The sequence below is a fragment of the Streptomyces lonarensis genome (assembly GCF_012033735.1).
Lineage (GTDB): Bacteria > Actinomycetota > Actinomycetes > Streptomycetales > Streptomycetaceae > Streptomyces > Streptomyces lonarensis.
In genome coordinates this window covers 1-17809 of record NZ_JAAVJD010000108.1, presented here as the reverse complement: position 1 = coordinate 17809, position 17809 = coordinate 1, and the positions used below count along the sequence as shown (strand labels likewise).

15 protein-coding genes and 1 pseudogene are annotated in these 17809 nt (G+C 76.4%); 14 read left to right on the top strand and 2 right to left on the bottom strand.

The genetic code is table 11. The features are described from left to right. The coding region (locus HCN56_RS14650) for an SGNH/GDSL hydrolase family protein (RefSeq protein ID WP_167971212.1) at positions 1–817 on the bottom strand (817 nt) is incomplete at its 3' end. Between the two features lie 152 nt (positions 818–969). Between HCN56_RS14650 and HCN56_RS14645 the strand changes: the two are divergent. From HCN56_RS14645 to HCN56_RS14580, 14 genes and pseudogenes are all read left to right on the top strand, one after another. After that, positions 970–1056 (top strand): annotated as a pseudogene (locus HCN56_RS14645). 198 nt (positions 1057–1254) lie between these two features. After that, positions 1255–1935, top strand: coding sequence for a class I SAM-dependent methyltransferase (locus HCN56_RS14640; RefSeq protein ID WP_167971211.1), 681 nt, complete (start codon positions 1255–1257; stop codon positions 1933–1935). A gap of 17 nt (positions 1936–1952) precedes the next feature. Continuing rightward, the gene (locus tag HCN56_RS14635; protein WP_167971209.1) at positions 1953–3410 is read left to right on the top strand and encodes a cytochrome P450; all 1458 of its coding nucleotides are present in this window, start codon (positions 1953–1955) and stop codon (positions 3408–3410) included. Between the two features lie 148 nt (positions 3411–3558). Further along, positions 3559–4578 (top strand): hypothetical protein, encoded by a 1020-nt coding sequence (locus HCN56_RS14630; protein ID WP_209312746.1) that lies wholly within the window; start codon positions 3559–3561, stop codon positions 4576–4578. Beyond that, on the top strand, positions 4575–6992 hold the full coding sequence (locus HCN56_RS14625; protein WP_167971208.1) for an MMPL family transporter: 2418 nt from the start codon (positions 4575–4577) through the stop codon (positions 6990–6992). Before HCN56_RS14630 ends, HCN56_RS14625 begins: the two co-directional genes overlap by 4 nt. Beyond that, complete coding sequence (locus HCN56_RS14620) at positions 6989–7507, top strand: SRPBCC family protein (RefSeq protein WP_167971206.1); 519 nt, start codon at positions 6989–6991, stop codon at positions 7505–7507. The genes HCN56_RS14625 and HCN56_RS14620 overlap by 4 nt, the downstream gene beginning before the upstream one ends. A 237-nt stretch (positions 7508–7744) precedes the next feature. Beyond that, a complete protein-coding gene (locus HCN56_RS14615; protein WP_167971204.1) occupies positions 7745–8278 on the top strand; it encodes a flavin reductase family protein in 534 nt (177 codons plus the stop codon). Continuing rightward, entirely contained in the window at positions 8275–9609 is a 1335-nt protein-coding gene (locus HCN56_RS14610; RefSeq protein WP_167971202.1) for an NAD(P)/FAD-dependent oxidoreductase, read from the top strand. The genes HCN56_RS14615 and HCN56_RS14610 overlap by 4 nt, the downstream gene beginning before the upstream one ends. Then, on the top strand, positions 9606–10049 hold the full coding sequence (locus HCN56_RS14605) for a phosphopantetheine adenylyltransferase (RefSeq protein ID WP_167971200.1): 444 nt from the start codon (positions 9606–9608) through the stop codon (positions 10047–10049). Before HCN56_RS14610 ends, HCN56_RS14605 begins: the two co-directional genes overlap by 4 nt. A gap of 188 nt (positions 10050–10237) precedes the next feature. Further along, the gene (locus tag HCN56_RS14600) at positions 10238–11221 is read left to right on the top strand and encodes an AfsA-related hotdog domain-containing protein (protein ID WP_167971198.1); all 984 of its coding nucleotides are present in this window, start codon (positions 10238–10240) and stop codon (positions 11219–11221) included. 58 nt (positions 11222–11279) lie between these two features. After that, positions 11280–11927: a methyltransferase family protein gene (locus HCN56_RS14595; RefSeq protein WP_167971197.1), complete on the top strand. Its 648-nt coding sequence runs from the start codon at positions 11280–11282 to the stop codon at positions 11925–11927. A 2-nt stretch (positions 11928–11929) separates the two neighbouring features. Continuing rightward, complete coding sequence (locus tag HCN56_RS14590) at positions 11930–14641, top strand: PEP/pyruvate-binding domain-containing protein (protein ID WP_167971213.1); 2712 nt, start codon at positions 11930–11932, stop codon at positions 14639–14641. Continuing rightward, positions 14638–15606: a UbiA family prenyltransferase gene (locus tag HCN56_RS14585; RefSeq protein WP_167971196.1), complete on the top strand. Its 969-nt coding sequence runs from the start codon at positions 14638–14640 to the stop codon at positions 15604–15606. The genes HCN56_RS14590 and HCN56_RS14585 overlap by 4 nt, the downstream gene beginning before the upstream one ends. 52 nt (positions 15607–15658) lie before the next feature. Continuing rightward, complete coding sequence (locus HCN56_RS14580) at positions 15659–16747, top strand: NAD-dependent epimerase/dehydratase family protein (RefSeq protein ID WP_312871234.1); 1089 nt, start codon at positions 15659–15661, stop codon at positions 16745–16747. Positions 16748–16761: 14 nt separating this feature from the next. Here HCN56_RS14580 and HCN56_RS14575 read toward each other — a convergent pair whose 3' ends face one another. Then, positions 16762–17736: a M56 family metallopeptidase gene (locus HCN56_RS14575; protein ID WP_167971195.1), complete on the bottom strand. Its 975-nt coding sequence runs from the start codon at positions 17734–17736 to the stop codon at positions 16762–16764. Positions 17737–17809: the final 73 nt, after the last annotated feature.

Below are 17809 nucleotides of genomic sequence, written 5' to 3'. Positions count from 1 at the left end.
GGCGGGGCGTGACGGCCGGCCTGCGGGCCACGGCGACCACCGCGGTCCGGCCGCCCCCTGGCAGGGCCCGGAGGCGTCCGACGCTGCCGCACCGCCCGCCGGTCCGCACGGCGGCGGCCCCCACGGTGGCGGCTCGGCGGCGACCGCGCCCGGCGGCGCGGGCCACCACGACCCGTACGCGGCGGCCCCGCACCACGGGAGCACCACGGCCGGCTTCCCCGGCGACGGCGGGTACGCCGACGGCGCGGGCGGCGGGTACGCCGACGGCGCCGGGCGTGGGCACGGGTACGACGGCGGCCCCGGAGCGGGCGGCGGGCCCGAGCCCGACCAGCGCCACGTCGTACCCGGCGTCGCGCAGCGGGGCGACGGTCCGCGTGAGCTCCGCGGTCGGGCCGCGCAGGTCCGGCGACTCCCGCGGCGCGTACCCGGCGCCCCAGCAGACCAGGGCGAGGTCGCCGCGGAAGGCGAGCGCCGCGGGCAGCTGCACGGAGCGCACCTGGGCGGCGGCGACCGGACGCCGCCCCAGCAGGTTGAGGTAGGCGAGGTGCGCCGCGACCTCCCGCAGGGCGGCGGCGACCCGGTCGTACCAGGGCCACGGCGCGTACCCGGGCACGGGCTCGGCCGACCTCTCGACCGGGATGTCCCCGATCACGACGAGTCTGCGCCACCGGGCGCGGGCGAGCAGCCGCTGCGCCTCGCCGGGGCGCAGGCAGCCCGGGTCGTCGGCCTCCCCCGCCGCGAACGGCGCCGGTCCGGACGTCTCCTCGTTGATGGCGTTCCCCTCCCTCGCGGCCCTCTCCCCGTACCCCGAGGGCATCTCGTTGTTGCCCGTGCCGCCGACCGTCCACTCCCCCGACGGCGACCGTTCCGGGACGGAACGCCGTCTCAGGGGGATCTCAGCGGGATCTCAGCCCGCTCCGGAAGCATCTGGGGCACGGCAGGAGCGCGGTCCCACCGCCTCCTCGACCGGGAGAGGTACCCGAAGTGGCCCAACGGGGATTCGGAGCGATCCGGATCGGGTGCAAGCCCCCGCAGGTTCGAATCCTGCCCTCTCCGCCGACCGTCCGACGCCGTGCCCCGGCGGTGCGCCCGGGGCGGCCGTCCGCCGCCGGTGCCCGACCGGGCGCCGGACCGGCCACGGGCCGGCCGCTTCGCCCCCCGTCATTCCCGCCCGGTTCCCGCCGGGCCCAGCCGTGGATTCCGCCGGCGGTCGCCGGCGCCTCTCGGACGTTGCGACGAGCGAAGGACATGCGCATGATCGACAGACTGCTGAAGCGGCCGCTCGAAGTGGTGGAGACCAACTTCCGCCGGCCCACCGGACGCGCCGGCACGCTGGTCGGCCACCTGATGGCACGGCAGCACCGCACCCTCACCGTCTGGGCGGCCGAGCACATGGACGTGCGGCGCTCGCAGCGGGTCCTCGACATCGGCTGCGGCAGTGGGATGGCCGTGGAGCTGCTGTCCCGCCGGGCGAGCAGCGGGTTCGTCGCCGGCGTGGACTACTCGCCCGAGATGGTCCGCCAGTCCGTGCGCCGCAACGTCGACGGCATCGCCCGGGGCCGGGTGGAGATCAAGGAGGGCGACGCCGGCAACCTGCCGTACCCCGATTCGTCGTTCGATCAGGTGAGCGCCATCGAGACCTTCTACTTCTGGCCCGACCCCATGCGGGGCCTCGCCGAGGCGTACCGCGTCCTCCGGCCGGGCGGTCAGGTGGCGATCACGCTGGAGATGAGCCGTGAGGCCGCCGAGCAGCCCTCGCCGATCCAGCGATACTTCGGGCGACGGTTCACGGAGCGGTCGGAGCGCGAGGGGCTGCGCATCCTCTCCGGGGCGGATCTGGTGGAGATGCTGACCAAGGCGGGTTTCGAGGACGGCCGGTTCGTCTCGGAGCCGCGCCGGTCGCTCGGCTGGGTCTGCGCGCTGGCGCGGAAGTGAGAGGGGGGGGACCACCGATGACGACGTCCTCGGACACGGACACCGGCACCACCGCCGCACCGGCGCCCGCGACGGCCGCCGGCCCCTCCGCGCCCCTCGCGCCGGAGGGCAGCGGGCTGCCGGTGCTGGGCAGCATCCTCGACTTCCGCCGCGACATCCTGCTGGCCATGCACCGGGGGTGGCGCGACCACGGCGACCTGGTGCGGTACCGGCTCGGCCCGGTGGTGGTGCACGGCGTCTCCAGCCCCGAGCTGGCCGCGGAGGTGCTCACCGACAGCGCCTCCTACGGCAAGCTCGGGCCGGACAACCCGCTCCGGCTGATCCTGGGCGAGGGCCTGCTCACCAGCGACGACCACGAGAGCTGGATGCGCAACCGGCGCATGATGCAGCCGATCTACACCAAGCAGGCCATCGCCCGCATGTACGAGTCGATGTCCGCGTCGACGGCGGCGCAGGTCGCGCACATGGCGCGCAGCCACCGCAGCGGCGATGTCGTGGACATCCACGGCGAGATGATGCGGGTGACCCTCGACATCGTCAGCCGCTGCATGTTCAGCACCGATGTCGAGCAGACCCGCGACGGCATCAGCCCGGAGGCCGTGGACGTCGCGATCAACTACGCCTTCGACCGGCTGCAGAACCCCTTCAGCCCGCCGACCCACTGGCCGACCCCCCGCAACCGCCGCTTCCGGCGCGTGATGGAGGGCATCGACTCGATGACCTACGGCATCATCGCGGAGCGCCGCGCGGCGGCGGCCGCCGGCACGGTGCGGGGTGACGGCACGCCGGATCTGCTGGACATGCTGCTGGACGTCCGGGACGCCGACACCGGCCTGGGGATGAGCGACCGCGAGGTCCGCGACGAGGTCATCACGACCTTCGGCGCCGGCCACGAGACCACCGCCATCACGCTGACCTGGGCGTTCTACCTGCTCTCCCGCCACCGCGAGGTGCTGCGCCGGGTGCAGGAGGAGGTGGACGCCGTCCTCGGGGACGCCATGCCGACCATGGCCGACCTCGCCGCGATGCCGTACGCCCTGCAGGTCTTCGAGGAGGCGCTGCGGCTGTACCCCTCGGCCCCGATCGTGCCGCGACTGGCGCTGCGGGACACCGAGTTGGGCGGGTACACCGTGCCGGCCGGCTCCCGGCTGCTGGTGGACCTCTTCAACATCCACCGCCACGAGCGGCACTGGGACGACCCGGAGCGCTTCGACCCGGACCGGTTCTCCGCCGACGGCAAGCGGGGGCGGCACCGGTTCGCCCACATGCCCTTCGGCGCCGGCCCGCACCTCTGCATAGGCAAGCACTTCGCGCTGATGGAGGCGCACCTGCTGCTGGCCGCCCTGGTGCGGCGGTACGAGTTCCGCCACGTACCGGCGCACCGCGTGGTCAACCAGGCGTCGATCACGCTGCGACCGCGGTACGGCATGGAGATGACCGTGCACACGCGGTCCCGGGCGACCGGAACGGGCTGACCGGCCGCGCAACGGTCGCGGCCGGTCCCGCCCAGGCCGCGGCCGCCGCCCCGGCACCCCGCTCCCGCCGCCCACGCCTACGGCGCCCGGCGCCGTCCCGGCGCCCCCCGAGCAGTTCCGAAACCGCCACCGAACGGAAGACGGACCGATGAACATCGACCCCAGCACCGCGGACGCCGCACGCCTGAACTGGACGCAGTACCGCCCGGGGCAGCGGGCGGGCCACTACGAGAGCTTCTACCAGCGGGGCAACCACCCCACAGAGCCGCGGGCGTTCTGGATTCGCTACACCGTCTTCAGCCCCGAGGGCATGCCCGAGTCGGCCATCGGCGAGCTGTGGGCGGTCCACTTCGACGGCACCACCGGCCGGCACGTGGTGGCGAAGGAGGAGCACCCGATCGCCGACTGCCACTTCTCCCCGGACTCCTTCGGCGCGCGGATCGACGGGAGCGTCCTGGAGCCGGGCGCGCTGCGCGGCGAGGCGCGCGGCACGGACGGCCGCATCGGCTGGGACCTGACGTACAAGGGGTCCGAGCCCCCGCTGCTGCTGCTCCCGCCGCGGATGTACACCGGCGGTTTCCCCAAGGCGAAAAGCCTCGTCGGGCTGCCGCTGGCGACCTACTCCGGCACCTTGACCGTGGACGGCGAGACCGTCGACATCGACGGCTGGACCGGCAGCCAGAACCACAACTGGGGCAGCCGCCACACCGACCACTACGCCTTCGGCCAGGTCGCCGGGTTCGACGGCGAGCCGGAGACGTTCCTGGAGATCGTGACCGGCCGGACCCGCGTGGCCGGGCCCGTCATGACGCCGAAGGTCACCTTCCTGGTGCTGCGCCACCACGACCGGGAGTACCAGCTCTCCTCCCTCGGCAGGGCGCTCCGCGCCAAGGGCGACTTCGGCTACTTCTACTGGGACTTCGCCAGCTCCGACGAGGCGGTCGCCGTCCGCGGCCGGTTCACCGCGGCCCCGGCGGACTTCGTCGGCCTCAACTACTACAACCCGCCCGGCGGCATCAAGCACTGCCTCAACACCAAGATCGGCCGGTGCGACCTCCAGATCACCAACAAGGCGACCGGCCGGGTGGAACGCCTGACGGCGTCCGACCGGGCGCTGATGGAGATCCTCACCGACGACCGCGACCACGGAGTCCCGATCCGCGCATGAACCTTCGCAACGACCGACCGCGCCCGGAGGGACACCGCCGCTCCGGTGTCCCGACCCGCCTGGCGCGGTTGACCGGCCGTCACCGTCGCCCGCTGGCCGCGGTGTGGCTGCTGCTGCTCGTCGTCGCCGGCGTGCAGGCGTTCACCCTGCCCGGCCTGCTGAGCGGGGGCGGCTGGTACGCCGCCGGCTCCGGTTCCGCCGAGGCCGCCGCCCGCCTCGCCGACGACGGGTTCGAGGGGCGCGGCGCCACCTCCGTCACCGTCGTGATCACCGACCACCGCCACCGGTCGGGCGAGCCGCAGTTCGAGGCGCGCGTCGGCGAGGCCGCCGACGCCGTCCTGCGGGACGACCGGTTGCGCGCCTCGGAGAGCTACGGCTGGACCACGCTCACCGACGAGGAGAACCGCGGCGCGTTCCTCGGCGAGGACGGCCGCACCGCCCTGGTGCGGGTCGGCTCCGACCTCGACGACGGCACGGCGCGCCGGGTGCTGCCCGACATCCAGGAGCGGCTCGACGCCCGGTTCGGCCCCGAGGAGCTGGACGTGTCGCTGGTGAGCCAGGCGGCGCTGTGGGGCGAGGTCAACCACCTCAGCGAGCGCGGGCTGATTCTCGCCAAGGTGGTGACCCTGCCGATCATCCTGCTGGTGCTGCTGCTCATCTTCCGCAGTGTCGCGGCGGCGTTGGCCACCCTGCTGGTGGGGGTGACCGCCGTGGTGTTCGCCTTCGGGCTGCTGGCGGTGGTGGCCCGCCAGGTGGAGCTGTCGGTGTTCGTGCAGAGCGCCGCCGCCATGCTCGGGCTGGGCGTCGGGGTCGACTACTCGCTCTTCATGATCATGCGGTTCAAGGACGAGCTGCGGGCGGAGGGCGACTCCTCGCGGGAGGCCGTCGAGCGGGCGATGGCCCGCACGCTGCGCACCTCGGGGGAGACGGTCCTCGCCTCGGGTCTGACCATCGTCGCCGCGATGTCCACGCTGTTCCTGGTCGACCTCGGGGTGATCCGCTCCATGGCGCTGGGCGCCGTGGTGGTGGTGGCGCTGGCGGTGCTGATCAGCGTGCTGCTGCTGCCGGTCCTGCTGCACATCCTGGGCCCCCGTATCGAATGGGGCCGGGTGGGGCGCCCCCGGGACGCCTCGGACCGCGGTGAGCGCTGGACCCGCGTCACCCGGCGGGTGATGGCCCGCCCGGTGCTGTTCCTCGCCGTCGGGGTGGGCGCCATGGTGGTGCTGGCGCTGCCCGCGCTGCGGCTGGAGACGTTCACCCCGGACGCCCGGGTCGTCCCCTCGGACACCGCGGTCCGCCAGGGGTACGACACCGCCCGCGACGCGTTCGGGGTGGGCAGCGCGGCACCGTTGCAGGTGGTCGTCTCGGCGCCCGACCCCGTGCAGGAGATGCCGCCGGCGGCGAGGGCCGCGCTGCTGGAGTTCCACGACGCCCTGGACGCGCTGCCCGGCACGGTCCGCGTCGACTCCGCGATCGCCACGCTGCGCGCGGTGAACCCGCAGGACCCGCTCCTCGTCCCGGCGGACACCGGAGCACTGCCCGGCGACGCCCGCGCCACCATCGGCCACTTCGTCTCCGCCGACGGCACGACGCTCCTCATCGAGGTGGTGGGCGACGACACCGCCTCCTCCGAGGCGGTGCAGCGGCTGCTGGAGGAGGTCCGGGCCGAGGCGGAGCTGCTGGCCGCCGCCGGCGACTGGCGCGTGGTGGTGGGCGGCGAGACGGCCGAGGGCGTGGACGCCAACAAGGTGATCGAGGACGCCCTGCTCCCCGTCATCGCCACCATGCTCGCCGTGATCTACCTGCTGCTGCTGTTCACGTTCCGCTCGCTCTTCCTGCCGCTGAAGGCCATCGCCATCAACCTGCTGTCGGTGAGCGCCACCTACGGCGTGCTGGTGCTGGTCTTCCAGGACGGCTGGCTGAGCGGACCGCTGGGGCTGGACGCCGACGGCCGGCTCACCAACTTCGTGCCCGTCCTGCTGGTGACGCTGCTGTTCAGCCTCTCCACCGACTACGAGGTGTTCCTGCTGAGCAGGGTCCGCGAGGACTACCTGGCGACCGGTGACAACACCGGCAGCGTGGCGCGGGGCATGGCCGACACGATGCCGCTGATCTCGGGCGCCGCCGTCCTCATGGTCGCCGTCTTCTCCGCCTTCGCCTTCACCGGGATCATCCCGATCCAGCAGCTCGGCCTCGGCATGGCCCTGGCCATCGCGCTGGACGCCACCGTCATCCGGCTGCTGATCGTGCCCGCCTCGATGCGGCTGATGAGCCGGTGGAACTGGTGGCTGCCGTTCCGCCGCCACGACCCGCCCGCCGTACCCGGCACCGGCGCCCCGGCCGGGCCCACCGGCCCCCCGGACGTGCCGCAGCCCGCCTCCACCGCCACCGCGAAGGGACCGCACCCGTCATGACCGAGCAGACCGCCGCGACCCCCGAGGAAGCCGACACCCCGTCCCGGATGAGCGAGTCCGTCGTCGTCCGGGTGGCGCCCGAGACCGCCTACGCGGCCGTCAGCGACGTGGCCCGCATGGGCGAGTGGAGTCCGGAGTGCAAGGGCGCCTGGGTGCTCGGCAAGGGCCCGGTGCGGGTCGGCACCCGCTTCGTCGGCCGCAACCGGGCCCGTTGGCTGCCCTGGCCGACGCTGTGCCGCGTGGTCGAGGCGGACCCCGGGCGCGCGTTCGCCTTCCACGTCAGCTTCCTCGGCATCCCCGTCGCCGGGTGGGCGTACCGGTTCCGCCCGCTGCCCGAGGGGTGCGAGGTGCGCGAGGAGTGGCACGACCGCCGGTCCGGCCCGCTCGGCGCGGCGCTCACCGCCGTGACGCCGCTGGTGACCGGCGTCGTCCGGCGCCGGTCGCGCAACCGCGCCACGATGCGGACCACCCTGCTCGCGCTGCGGGACGCGCTGGAGGCCGAACGGGAGCGGTGACCGGGCGGGCCCCGGCCCGCACCACCACCCGCCCGCACCACCACCCGCCCGCACCACCACCCGCCCGCACCGCCGCCACTCGCCCGCACCGCCCGGCACCACCGCTCCCGCCCGCCGGCTCGTCCGCCGGTCCCGGCCGCCGCCGAAGCACGTCGCACGTCGTACCCCCGACGCCGTACCCGCACGTCGCATCACGAGCACGCCCGACCGGGCACCCCCGGACAGGAAGGAGCCCCCATGCCGCACGTCATAGCCGGCGCGCCGAGCAGCGGACCCGAGGCGGAGCCGGTGCCCGGCAGGAAGCCGTGCCTGGACTTCTTCTCCGGCCTGGCCGCCGGGGTCGCCGTCGTCACGGCGTCCACCGACGACGGCCCCGTCGGCACGACCGTCTCGACCGTCACCTCGCTCTCGGCGGAGCCGCCGCTGCTGCTGCTCTGCCTGGCCCACTCCTCCCGCACCCTGGACGCCCTGCGTGCCCGCGACAGGTTCGCCGTGCACCTGCTGGCGGAGGGCCAGGCGTGGCGCGCCCGGCGGTTCTCGTCGGCGCCGCCGGCGGAGCGGTTCGCCGCGGAGTCGTACGAGGAGAGCCTGGGCGCCCCCGTCCTGGCGGACGCCCTGAGCTGGGCGGTCTGCCGCACGGAGGAGATCCGCCCCTACGGGGACCACTGCCTGGTCGTCGGACGGCTCACCGCGCTGCGCTCCGGGCCGGGCCGGCCGCTGATCTGGCACGACCGCGCTTTCCACACCCTCCTCGAGCAGGGGGCGCGATGAGCCTCCCGCTCGCCGACCTCCCGCCCTGGTCCGCGGCGCCCGAGGCACCGGCCGCCCCCGCCGCGCGGGTCACCGACGGGCTGACCGCCGACATCGCCGTCGTCGGCGCGGGACTCGCCGGCCTCGCCACCGCCCACCACCTGCTGGACCGGGACCCGGCGGCCGACGTGGCCGTCATCGACGCCCGCCACCCGGCGGCCGGCGCCAGCGGCCGGGGCACCGGCCTGCTCGGGCCGCGCGTCGGGCCGCCGATCGACGTCGCCGTCCGCCGGTTCGGGCCGTCCGTCGCCCGGGCGGCGCACCTCGCCTCGGAGGCGGCCGTCGCCGGGGTGGTCGAGCTGTGCTCGACCGTGGGCGCCGCGGCCGGGCTGCGCCCGGGGGGCCAGATCGTCGCCACCCGCACGGCGCCCGGGCTCGCCTCGCTCGCCCGCCAGGACGCGGCGTACCGGTCGCTCGGGCTGACCGTCCCCGTGCTGTCCGCCGCCGAGATCCGCCGCCGGGTGGGGGTGCCGTACCACGCAGGGCTGCTGTACCCGGGCGCCGCCACCCTCGACCCGGCGGCGCTCACCCGCGCGCTGGCGGCGGCCTGCGCGGCGAAGGGGGCCCGGTTCCACGGCGACAGCCCGCTGCTGGGTCTCCGGCCGGGAGACGGCCGGACCCCCACCGAACTGCGGTTCGCCGAGGGGACGCTGCGCGCCCGCAAGGTCGTCCTGGCGGTCAACGCCGACGCCGGCCGGCTGGGACTGCCGGTCGGCACCGTCCTGCCGCTGCGGGTGCACGCGCTGGCCACCGCCCCGCTGCCGCCGGAGCTGCGCGCCGCGCTGGGCGGGGAGAGCGGCACGGCGCTGGTCGACAGCGCGGCACCGGCGCCCTACTTCCGGCTGACGCCCGAGGGGCGGCTGGTGCTGGGCGGCGGCCGGGTGAGCCACGCGCCGCTCCCCGAGGAGGAGGACGCGCCCTCCCGGGACGCGGCCCGGCGCCTGCTGGAGGAGCGGTTGCGCCGGCTGCACCCCGGGCTGGCCGAGGTGCCGGTCGCCTACCGCTGGTCGGGCCGGATCGGCATGACCGCCGACGGGTTGCCGGTCGTCGGCCGCGTGGGCGGCCACCCCGACATCTGGTACATCGGCGGCTGCTGCGGCCACGGGCTGGCGATGTCCGCGGCGCACGGCCGGTACGTCGCCTCCCATCTCACCGGGCCCGCCCCCGCGGGCTCCCGCCTCCCGTGGCACCGCGACCGCGCGCCACGGCTCCCGCTCGGCTCCCGCCCGGCCCGCGCCCTGCTGCGGGCGTACCTGCGGCAGCTGGAGCGGGAGGCCCACCGCACCCCGTGACCCCCCGACGCCCGCCGCCCGACACCGACGGAAGAGACCTCACCGCCATGTGGACCGACCGCCTCATCACCGCCCTGCTCGTCGTCGTGGGCGCGGTGAACCTGCTGCCCGGCTACGTCGCCCTGGCCCCGGCCCGGATGGACACGGCGTACGGGGTGAGCACCGACGGCCCGGACAGCGCCGACCTGACGATGCTGCTGCGCCACCGGGCGGTGCTGCTGGCGCTGGTCGGGGTGGGCCTGCTGGTCGCCGCGTTCCTGCCGGCGCTGCGGCCGGCCGCGCTCACGGCCGCGGCCGTGAGCATGGGGTCGTTCCTGCTGTTCGCCTACACCACGGCCGATCTGGGGTCGGAGACCGTCCGGGTGGCACGCATCGACATCGCGGCGCTCGCGCTGCTCGCCGTCGCCGCCGCCCTGGTCGTCCGCCGCCGCCGGGCCTGACCCGCCCCCGGCCGGACACCCCCGGCGGGGCGCGCCCGCACCCGCACCCGCACCCGCACCCGCACCAACCGACCGACGGTCCCGCCCGGCAGCGTCCGGGCGCGGGGCCCGGGGTCCGCCGTGCCCGCGGCGGCCCGGCCCCGACGGCCGCCGGGCGGCCACCTCTTTCCTCACGACGGGAGACCGACATGCCACGACAGGCACCACCGGTGGCGCCGACCGCGGAACCCGCGGTCCGGCGGGTGCTGACGGAGCTGGAGCCGGGCTCCCCCGGCGGGGCCCCCGGGCCCGGCCCGGACGGCTGGACCGGGCGGCTTCGGGTGGACGAGTCCGACCCGTTCTTCTACGACCACCCGCTGGACCACGTGCCGGGCATGCTGCTGCTGGAGGGGATGCTGCGGACCGCGGCGCACGCCGCCGACCGGGCCGCCCCCGTCGGCGCGCCCCCGACCGACGGCCCGTACGGCCCGCGGCACGTCGCCGCGCTGGAGCTGCGGCTCACCCGGTTGTGCCGCCCGGACCCGCCCGCGCGGGTGGAGGTCGCGCCCGACCCCGGGGCGGGTGGCGCAGCCCGCTACACGGTGCGAGTGGTCCAGGACGGGGCCGAGGTCTGCGGGGGCACGGTCCTGCTCGGCGGGGCCCGCGCCGCCACCGCCCCGGGCCCCGGCGGCGGGGCCGCCCGCGTACCGCGCCCCCGGCCCGGACGGGCGGCGGACGCCCGGCTGGTGCACAAGTGGCGGCCGGAGGCGGTGCTGGTGGGGCCGCTGAGCCGGGAGAGCGATGGCTTCCGCGCCGACCTCCTCGCGCCGCGGGACGGCCACGGGGCGGGCGTCCATCCCACGACGCTGCTGGTGGAGTGCGCCCGGCAGTTCGCCACCATGGCGGGCCATCTGGTGGCGGAGGTCCCGCTGGACTGGCAGTTCCTGCTCACCACCATCACCGTCGCCACCCCCGCTCCGACCACCCCCGCGCCGGCCACCCCCGCGCCGGCCCCGGCCGCCGAGCGGCTGCACCTGTGGAGCCGGTACCGCGCCACCGCGGGGCGCAGCCGCGCCATCGAGGTCGAGGTGCGCGCCGCCGACCGGTCGGCCGCCCTGGGGACGGTCGGGTTCGGCGTGACCATGCTGCCCCGGCGCAGCTACGAGCGGCTGCGCGCCTCGGGCCGGATATAGCGCGGCCCACCGCAACAGGAAAAACGTTCCCTCCAGGACAAAGGACGCGGCACCTCCGATGCATTGGTTCCTCCGAAGATTCCCCGTCGTGCTCTTCGCGGTCGGACTGGCGGTCATCGCCGCCGCACTGGTCCGCGCCCTCGCCGACGCCCACGACCCCGTCCGGCGCACCGCCGCCCTGCTGATCGCCCTCTACCTCGGCTGGGTGCTGCTGGAGGCCCGCGTCACGCTGCGCACCTCGCGCGGGGAGAGCTCCGAGGCGGACCGCGGCACCGAGGTGCTCTACGGCACCGCACGGTTCGCCACCGGCCTGGCCGCCGTCTGGGGCCCGCTGCCGTGGGAGAGCTGGTCCCCGCTGCTGCTCCTGCCGCTGCTGCCGCTGGCGGCCGGCATCGCGCTGCGGCTGGCCGCGATCCGCGCCCTCGGCCGGTTCTACTCGCACCGCGTCCGGACCGTGGACGGGCACCGCGTCGCGCAGGACGGCCCGTACCGGCTGCTGCGCCACCCCGCCTACACGGGGATGCTGCTGGCGCACGCCGGGTTCGTGGCGTTCTTCCTCAACCCCCTCAGCGTGGCGGCCTTCCTCGTGCTGCTGGTCCCCGCGCTGGTGCGGCGCATCCTGGTGGAGGAGCGGGCGCTGGCCGAGGTGCCCGGGTACACCGAGTTCGCCCGCGGCCGCCGCCGCCTGATACCGGCGGTGTGGTGACGATGCGCCACATCCTGACCGGCCGGGCCCTGACCGACTCCGCGCTCACCGGGCCCAAGCTCGCGCGCCAGGCCCGGATGCGGGAGGCCGGCCTCCCCGTCCCCGCCTTCTTCGCCCTCTCCGCACGGGCCTGCGAGGAGGCGCTCGCCCCGCACCTTCCCCGGCTGCGGCGCCGGCTGGCCGAGGTCGACTTCGACGACCCCGCCGCCATCACCGCCGGTGCCGCGGCGGCGCGGGAGCTGATCACCACGGCTGCCGCCGACCCGACGCTGGACGCGGCCCTGCTCGCCGCGTTCGACACCGCGTTCGCCCCGGACACCGCGGTGGCGGTGCGCTCCTCCACGGTGGGCGCGGACGAGGCCGACAGCGAGGACTCGGCGGACAACCCGTTCGCCGGGATGAGCGACAGCTACCTGTACGTGCGGCGCGAGGAGGTCCCCGAGCGGGTCCGGCTCTGCTGGGCCTCCGGGTACAACGCGGAGTCGCTGCTCTACCGCCACGCGCAGGGGCTGGAGCTGACGGGCTTCTCGGTGGCCGTCGCGGTGCAGGAGATGGTTCCCGGCCGGCGGTCGTTCGTGCTGTTCACCTGCGACCCGGCCACCGGGGCGCGGCGCCCGGTGGTGGCCGCCGCCCACGGCATCGGGGAGGGCGTCGTCCAGGAGCGGGTCCCCGTCGACCACTTCTTCCTCGACCCCGCCACCGCCACGCTCACCCGGCGCCTGTCCCACAAGGACCAGCGCGTGGACCGGGACCCGCACGCGCCCTCCGGCACGGCGCTGCTGCCCGTCCCCGACGCGGAGCGCGACGTCCCCGTGCTCGACGACGCGGAGCTGTGGCGGATCGCCCGGCTCGGCGAACGGATCGCGGAGCTCTTCGACGCGCCGCAGGACATCGAGGGCACTCTCACCGCAGACGGCCGCGTCCACATCCTGCAGTCGCGGCCGGTCGTGCTCGATCTGGGACGGCAGCGGTTGTGGAGCAGCGCCAACATCACCGAGAGCTTCCCCGGGACGACCACCGCGCTGACCTACAGCCACGCCCAGCTGTTCTACCGGACGATCTTCCACGACCTCTACCGCGACCTGGGGGTCGACGAGCGGACGATCCACGGCAACCGGCACCACCTCGCGAGCATGATCGGCTTCCTCCACCACCGCATCCACTACTCGCTGACCGCCTGGTACCACCTGCACCGGCAGGTGCCGCTGTTCGCGCTGGGCCGCGCCCGGTGGGAGCAGATGATGGGGCTGACCACCACGCCCGACAGCGGCCGGGACTCGCTGCGCGGTGGCACCCTCGCGCACCGGTGGCGGATGGCGCGCTCCGCGGTGCGGGTGGGGCGGCTGCTGCTGACCCACGACCGCCGGGTGCGCGCCTACGAGCGGTGGTGGGACGCCCTCGTCCCGACGCTGCGGGACACCGACTGGCACGCGGCCGACCCGCTGGACACCGTCGAGCGGACGCACCGGCTGTGGCGGGAGGTCGGCGACCACTGGGGTGTCACCCTGGTCAACGACCTCTTCCTGACCATGGGGACGGGGGCGGCCGAGCGGCTGCTCGACCGCTGGGTCGGCGAGCCCGGGCTCCTCGGCGACCTGCTCTGCGGCGGCGAGGAGAACCGCTCGGTGGCCGCCGTGATGTCGCTGCTGCGGCTCGCGGAGACGGCCCGGGAGGCCCCCGGGCTGCTCGCCGCCGTGGCCGACCGCCCCGCCGAGGAGGTCTGGGAGCGGGTCCGGCAGGGCGGGTTCGGCGCGGAGTTCACCGCCGCCGCCGACGCCCACCTCCGCCGCTTTGGCGACCGCGGGTTGCAGGAGCTGAAGCTGGAGCAGCCGACGCCGCGGGTGCGGCCGTGGCTGCTGCTGCCGCTGGTCGCGGAGCACGCCCGCGGCGGCCGCACCGCCGAGGAGCTGCGCCGCACGGAGGACGGCATCCGGGCCGGCGCCGAGGAGCGGCTGGCGGCGGCGCTGCGGCGGCGGCCGCTGCGCCGCGCGGTGGTGCGCGCGCTGCTGGAGCGGCTGCGGCGGCTGATCCGGTACCGGGAGGACTCCCGCTACCGGCGCAGCGAGCTGTTCGGTGTCTCCCGCGCGGTCCATCTGGCGCTCGGCGCCTGGCTGGTGGAGCGGAAGGCGCTGAACGACCCCGAGGACGTCTTCCACCTGACGCACGAGGAGGTGCTGGGGTCGGTGGACGGCACGGGGGTCGCCGGCGACCTGCGGGCCGTCGCCGAGGCGCGGCGCCGCGCGTACGAGCACGCCGCTCCGGAACTTCCCCTGGACTTCGCGACGATGGGCGCGGTGCCGACCTCGCTCCCGGCGCCCGCCGCCACGCGGAGCGGGGGCGCCGGGAACGCCGGGGACGCCGCCGGGGGCGGGGGGCCGCTGGCCGGGCTCGGCTCCAGCCGCGGCACGGTGCGCGGCACCGCCCGCGTCGTCCTCGACCCGCACGGACCGGTGCCCGCCGGGGACGACGTGATCCTGGTGGCGCGGGAGACCGACCCCGGGTGGCTGTTCCTGATGCTCCGGGCACGGGGCATCGTGGTGGAGCGCGGGACGATGCTGTCGCACACCGCGATCACCGGCCGCAAGTTCGGCATCCCCACCATCGTCGCGCTGCCCGGTGCGACCAGCCGCATCCCCGACGGCTGCCGCGTCGAGATGGACGGCTCGACCGGGACGGTCACCCTGCTCGACGACGACGGGGAGGTGCGCGCATGACCACCGCGACGGCACCGGGGGCACCGGACCGGTCCGGAACGGCGGGCCGGGTGCGCGTGACGCGCACGGCCGGGCGGCTCGGGCGCTTCGTGCTGGAACGCTGCCCGCCGCAGGTGTACGCGGTGTACGCCCTGCTGTGGACGCTCGCGCTGGAGGGCTCGCTGGCCCGGCTGGACCCGGCCGTGGCCGGCTGGCGGCCGACGGGCGGCACGGTGCTGACCGCGCTGGCGCTGTGGCTGGTGCTCTGCTGCCTGCGGGCGGTCGACGAGTGGAAGGACCTGGCGTACGACCGGGTCCACCACCCGGAGCGGCCGCTGGTGCGGGGTGCGGTCACGCGGGGCGAGCTGCGGGCGGCGGTCTGCCTGGTGACCGCCGCGCTGCTGCTGCTCGTGCCGGTCTCCGGGGCCGCCGCGACAGCGGTGCTGCCCGCGGTCGTCGGGTACGCCGCGGCCCTGCCGTGGCTGGAGCGGCGGTCCCGGCGGGTGCGCGAGTCGATGCTGCTCAACCTTGCGGTGACCTACCCGGTGCAGCTGCTGCTCAGCGTCCACGTCTGGCTGGTGTACCGGCACTCCCACGGCGCAGGGCCGGGCTGGGTGGCGGTGCCGCTGGTCGCGGTGTGCGTCTGCGCCTTCCTGCACGTGGAGTTTGCCCGCAAGACCAGCCGGGCGGACCGGCCGGGGCAGCAGTACTACTCCACCGCGCTGGGCCGGGGCCCCGCAACCGCGCTCACCCTGGGGACGGCCGCCGGCGCGGTGCTGCTGGTGCTGGTGGTACTGCCGCCCTGGCGGGTGCCGGGCGTCGCGGGGGCGCCGGCCTGGGTGCCGGTGGCCGCGGCGGGGTGGGTCGGGTGGGCCGCCCGCCGGTTCCTCACCGGGCGCGCCGCGGACTGGCCGGTGCCGCCCGCGCTGGCCTTCCTCGTCACCGTCTACCTGGGCCTCGCCCTGACGGCGTGGGCGGCGGCATGATCGACCATCGGAAGCGTAGGAACCGTCGGAACCACACCACGAGGGGGCGCGGGTGACCGCGGACGGCACCATCCTGCTCACCGGCGCGGCCGGGTTCGTCGGCTCGGCGACCCGCCGGGCGCTGGCGGAGCGCGGGGCGCGGCTCCGGCTGCTCGTCCACCAGCGGCCGGTGCCGCGGGGCGCGGCCGGCGCGGCCGGGTCCGTGGTGCGCGGCGATGTCACGGACCCGGCGTCGCTGCGCGGCGTCTGCGAGGGGGTGGCGACGGTGCTGCACCTCGCCTCCTACATCGGGGAGGACCCGCAGCGCTGCGCGGCCGTCAACGCGGCGGGCACCCGGGCGCTGGTGGCGGAGGCCCGCCGGGCGGGGGTCCGCCGGTTCGTCCTGCTCAGCACCGCGGCCGTCTACGGCCTCGGGCCGCACCGGGGCGCCGCCGAATCCGCGCTGCGGCCCGACCCGGTCTCGGTGACGAGCCGTTCGCGGCTGGCCGCCGAGGAGGCGGTGCTCGCCGCGGGCGGCACCGTGCTGCGGCCGCACTTCGTCTACGGCGAGGGCGACCGGTGGTTCGTCCCCGGGGTCGCCGCGCTGCTCCGCAGGTCGCCGGTGTGGCCGGCGGGGGGCCGCGCCCGGCTGTCGGTGGTGTCGGTGGAGGACCTGGCGACGGTGGTCGCCGACCTCGCCACCGGCCCGTGGCAGGGCGGCGGCGGGGAGGTCTTCCACGTCTGCGAGCCGGAGCCGGTCCGGTTGCGGGAGGTCGGGGAGCGGGTCGGCGGGGTGCTGGGCGTCGCCGTGCCCCGGTGGGGGCTGCCGCTGTGGCTGGTGCGGCGCCTGGCGCGTGCCACCGCGGCCGACGCCCAGCGGCTGGCACGGGTGGCGACGGACCACTGGTACGACAGCTCTCGGATCTGGCAGCGGGTGGGCCACGGACCGCAGCACGCGTTCCGGGAGCGGTTCGCCGCCCACGCGGCCTGGTACCGCGACGCGGCGGCGGGCGACGGGGAGCCGGCGGCGGCCGACACGGCGGCCGCGGCGGGGCGCGGGCCGGGGGTCCGACCGGGCCCCGGACCGGGGCCCCGTGCGACGGGGGCAGGTCCGGGCGGTGAAGCGCGGCCCGGTGCCGCGGGGGCCGGACCGGGGCGGTGAGACGCGGCCCTGTGTCACCGGAGGGCGAGCAGCCCCGGGGCGAAGGCGATGAGCAGCGGCAGCAGGGGCGCGCCGAGTGCGAGGGCGGTGGCGCGGCGGCGGTGGGGCAGGTCGGGGGCGGCGGGCGCCGGGTCGAGCAGCCGGGTCACCCGATGCGTCATCAGCCCCCGGCTGGAGGAGCAGCTCAGCACGCCGCGGTGCTCGTTGAGCCGGATGAGCGCGACGGCAGCGGTGAGGCGGCCGCAGCGGTGCGACGCCTCGTCGTCGGCGCAGAGCTCCACCAGGCGGTGGGTCTGCGCCCGGAGGTCCGCGAAGACGGGGACGCCCGGGAAGCCGTCGCCCAGCGCGGTCGCGAGCCGCAGCAGGGCGTGGTGGCGGGCGCGGGCGTGGCCCCGTTCGTGGGCGAGGACCGCGTCCAGCTCCTCGGGGCGGAGCAGCCGGAGCGCTCCGGTGGTGACGACCAGCCGGGCGTCGCGGCCGGGGAGCCACCAGGCGTCGGGGTAGGAGTCCTCCAGCACCAGCAGTGCGCCGGGCGCCTCGCCCGGCGCGCTCCCGCTCGCCGTGGTCCCACCGGCCAGTCCGTCGGGCAGCTGGGGCGCGCGTAGGTGGAGTGCGCGCCGGTGGGCGCGGCGGGCGCTCCGGTCGCGCAGCAGTTCCCGGAGGACGACCAGCGCCGTCCAGAGGCCGCCGGCGGCCAGCAGCGCGGCGAGCGCGGTGGCCCAGGGGGCGGAGGGACCGGCGGCGTAGGCCAGCAGCACCGACTCGGGCGCGGGGGCGAAGAGTTGCGCGTGCACCGTGGGGAAGGCCGCCGCCGCGCAGAGCACCAGGGCGCAGAGGCAGCAGACCATGACGGTGCCGATGAGGCACCACCACAGCCGCAGGGCGAGCACCGGGTCGCGGTCGGGCCAGCGGGCGGCGGCGAGGGCGCGGGGTGCCGGGAGGGCGGCTGACAGGGCGAGGGCCAGCAGCAGGGCGAGTGAGGGGGCCATGGTGCGCTCCGCGGTTCGGGGGACGGGGCGTCGGGGGGCGGTGGATCGGGAGGGGCCGGCGGTGGGTCGGGGG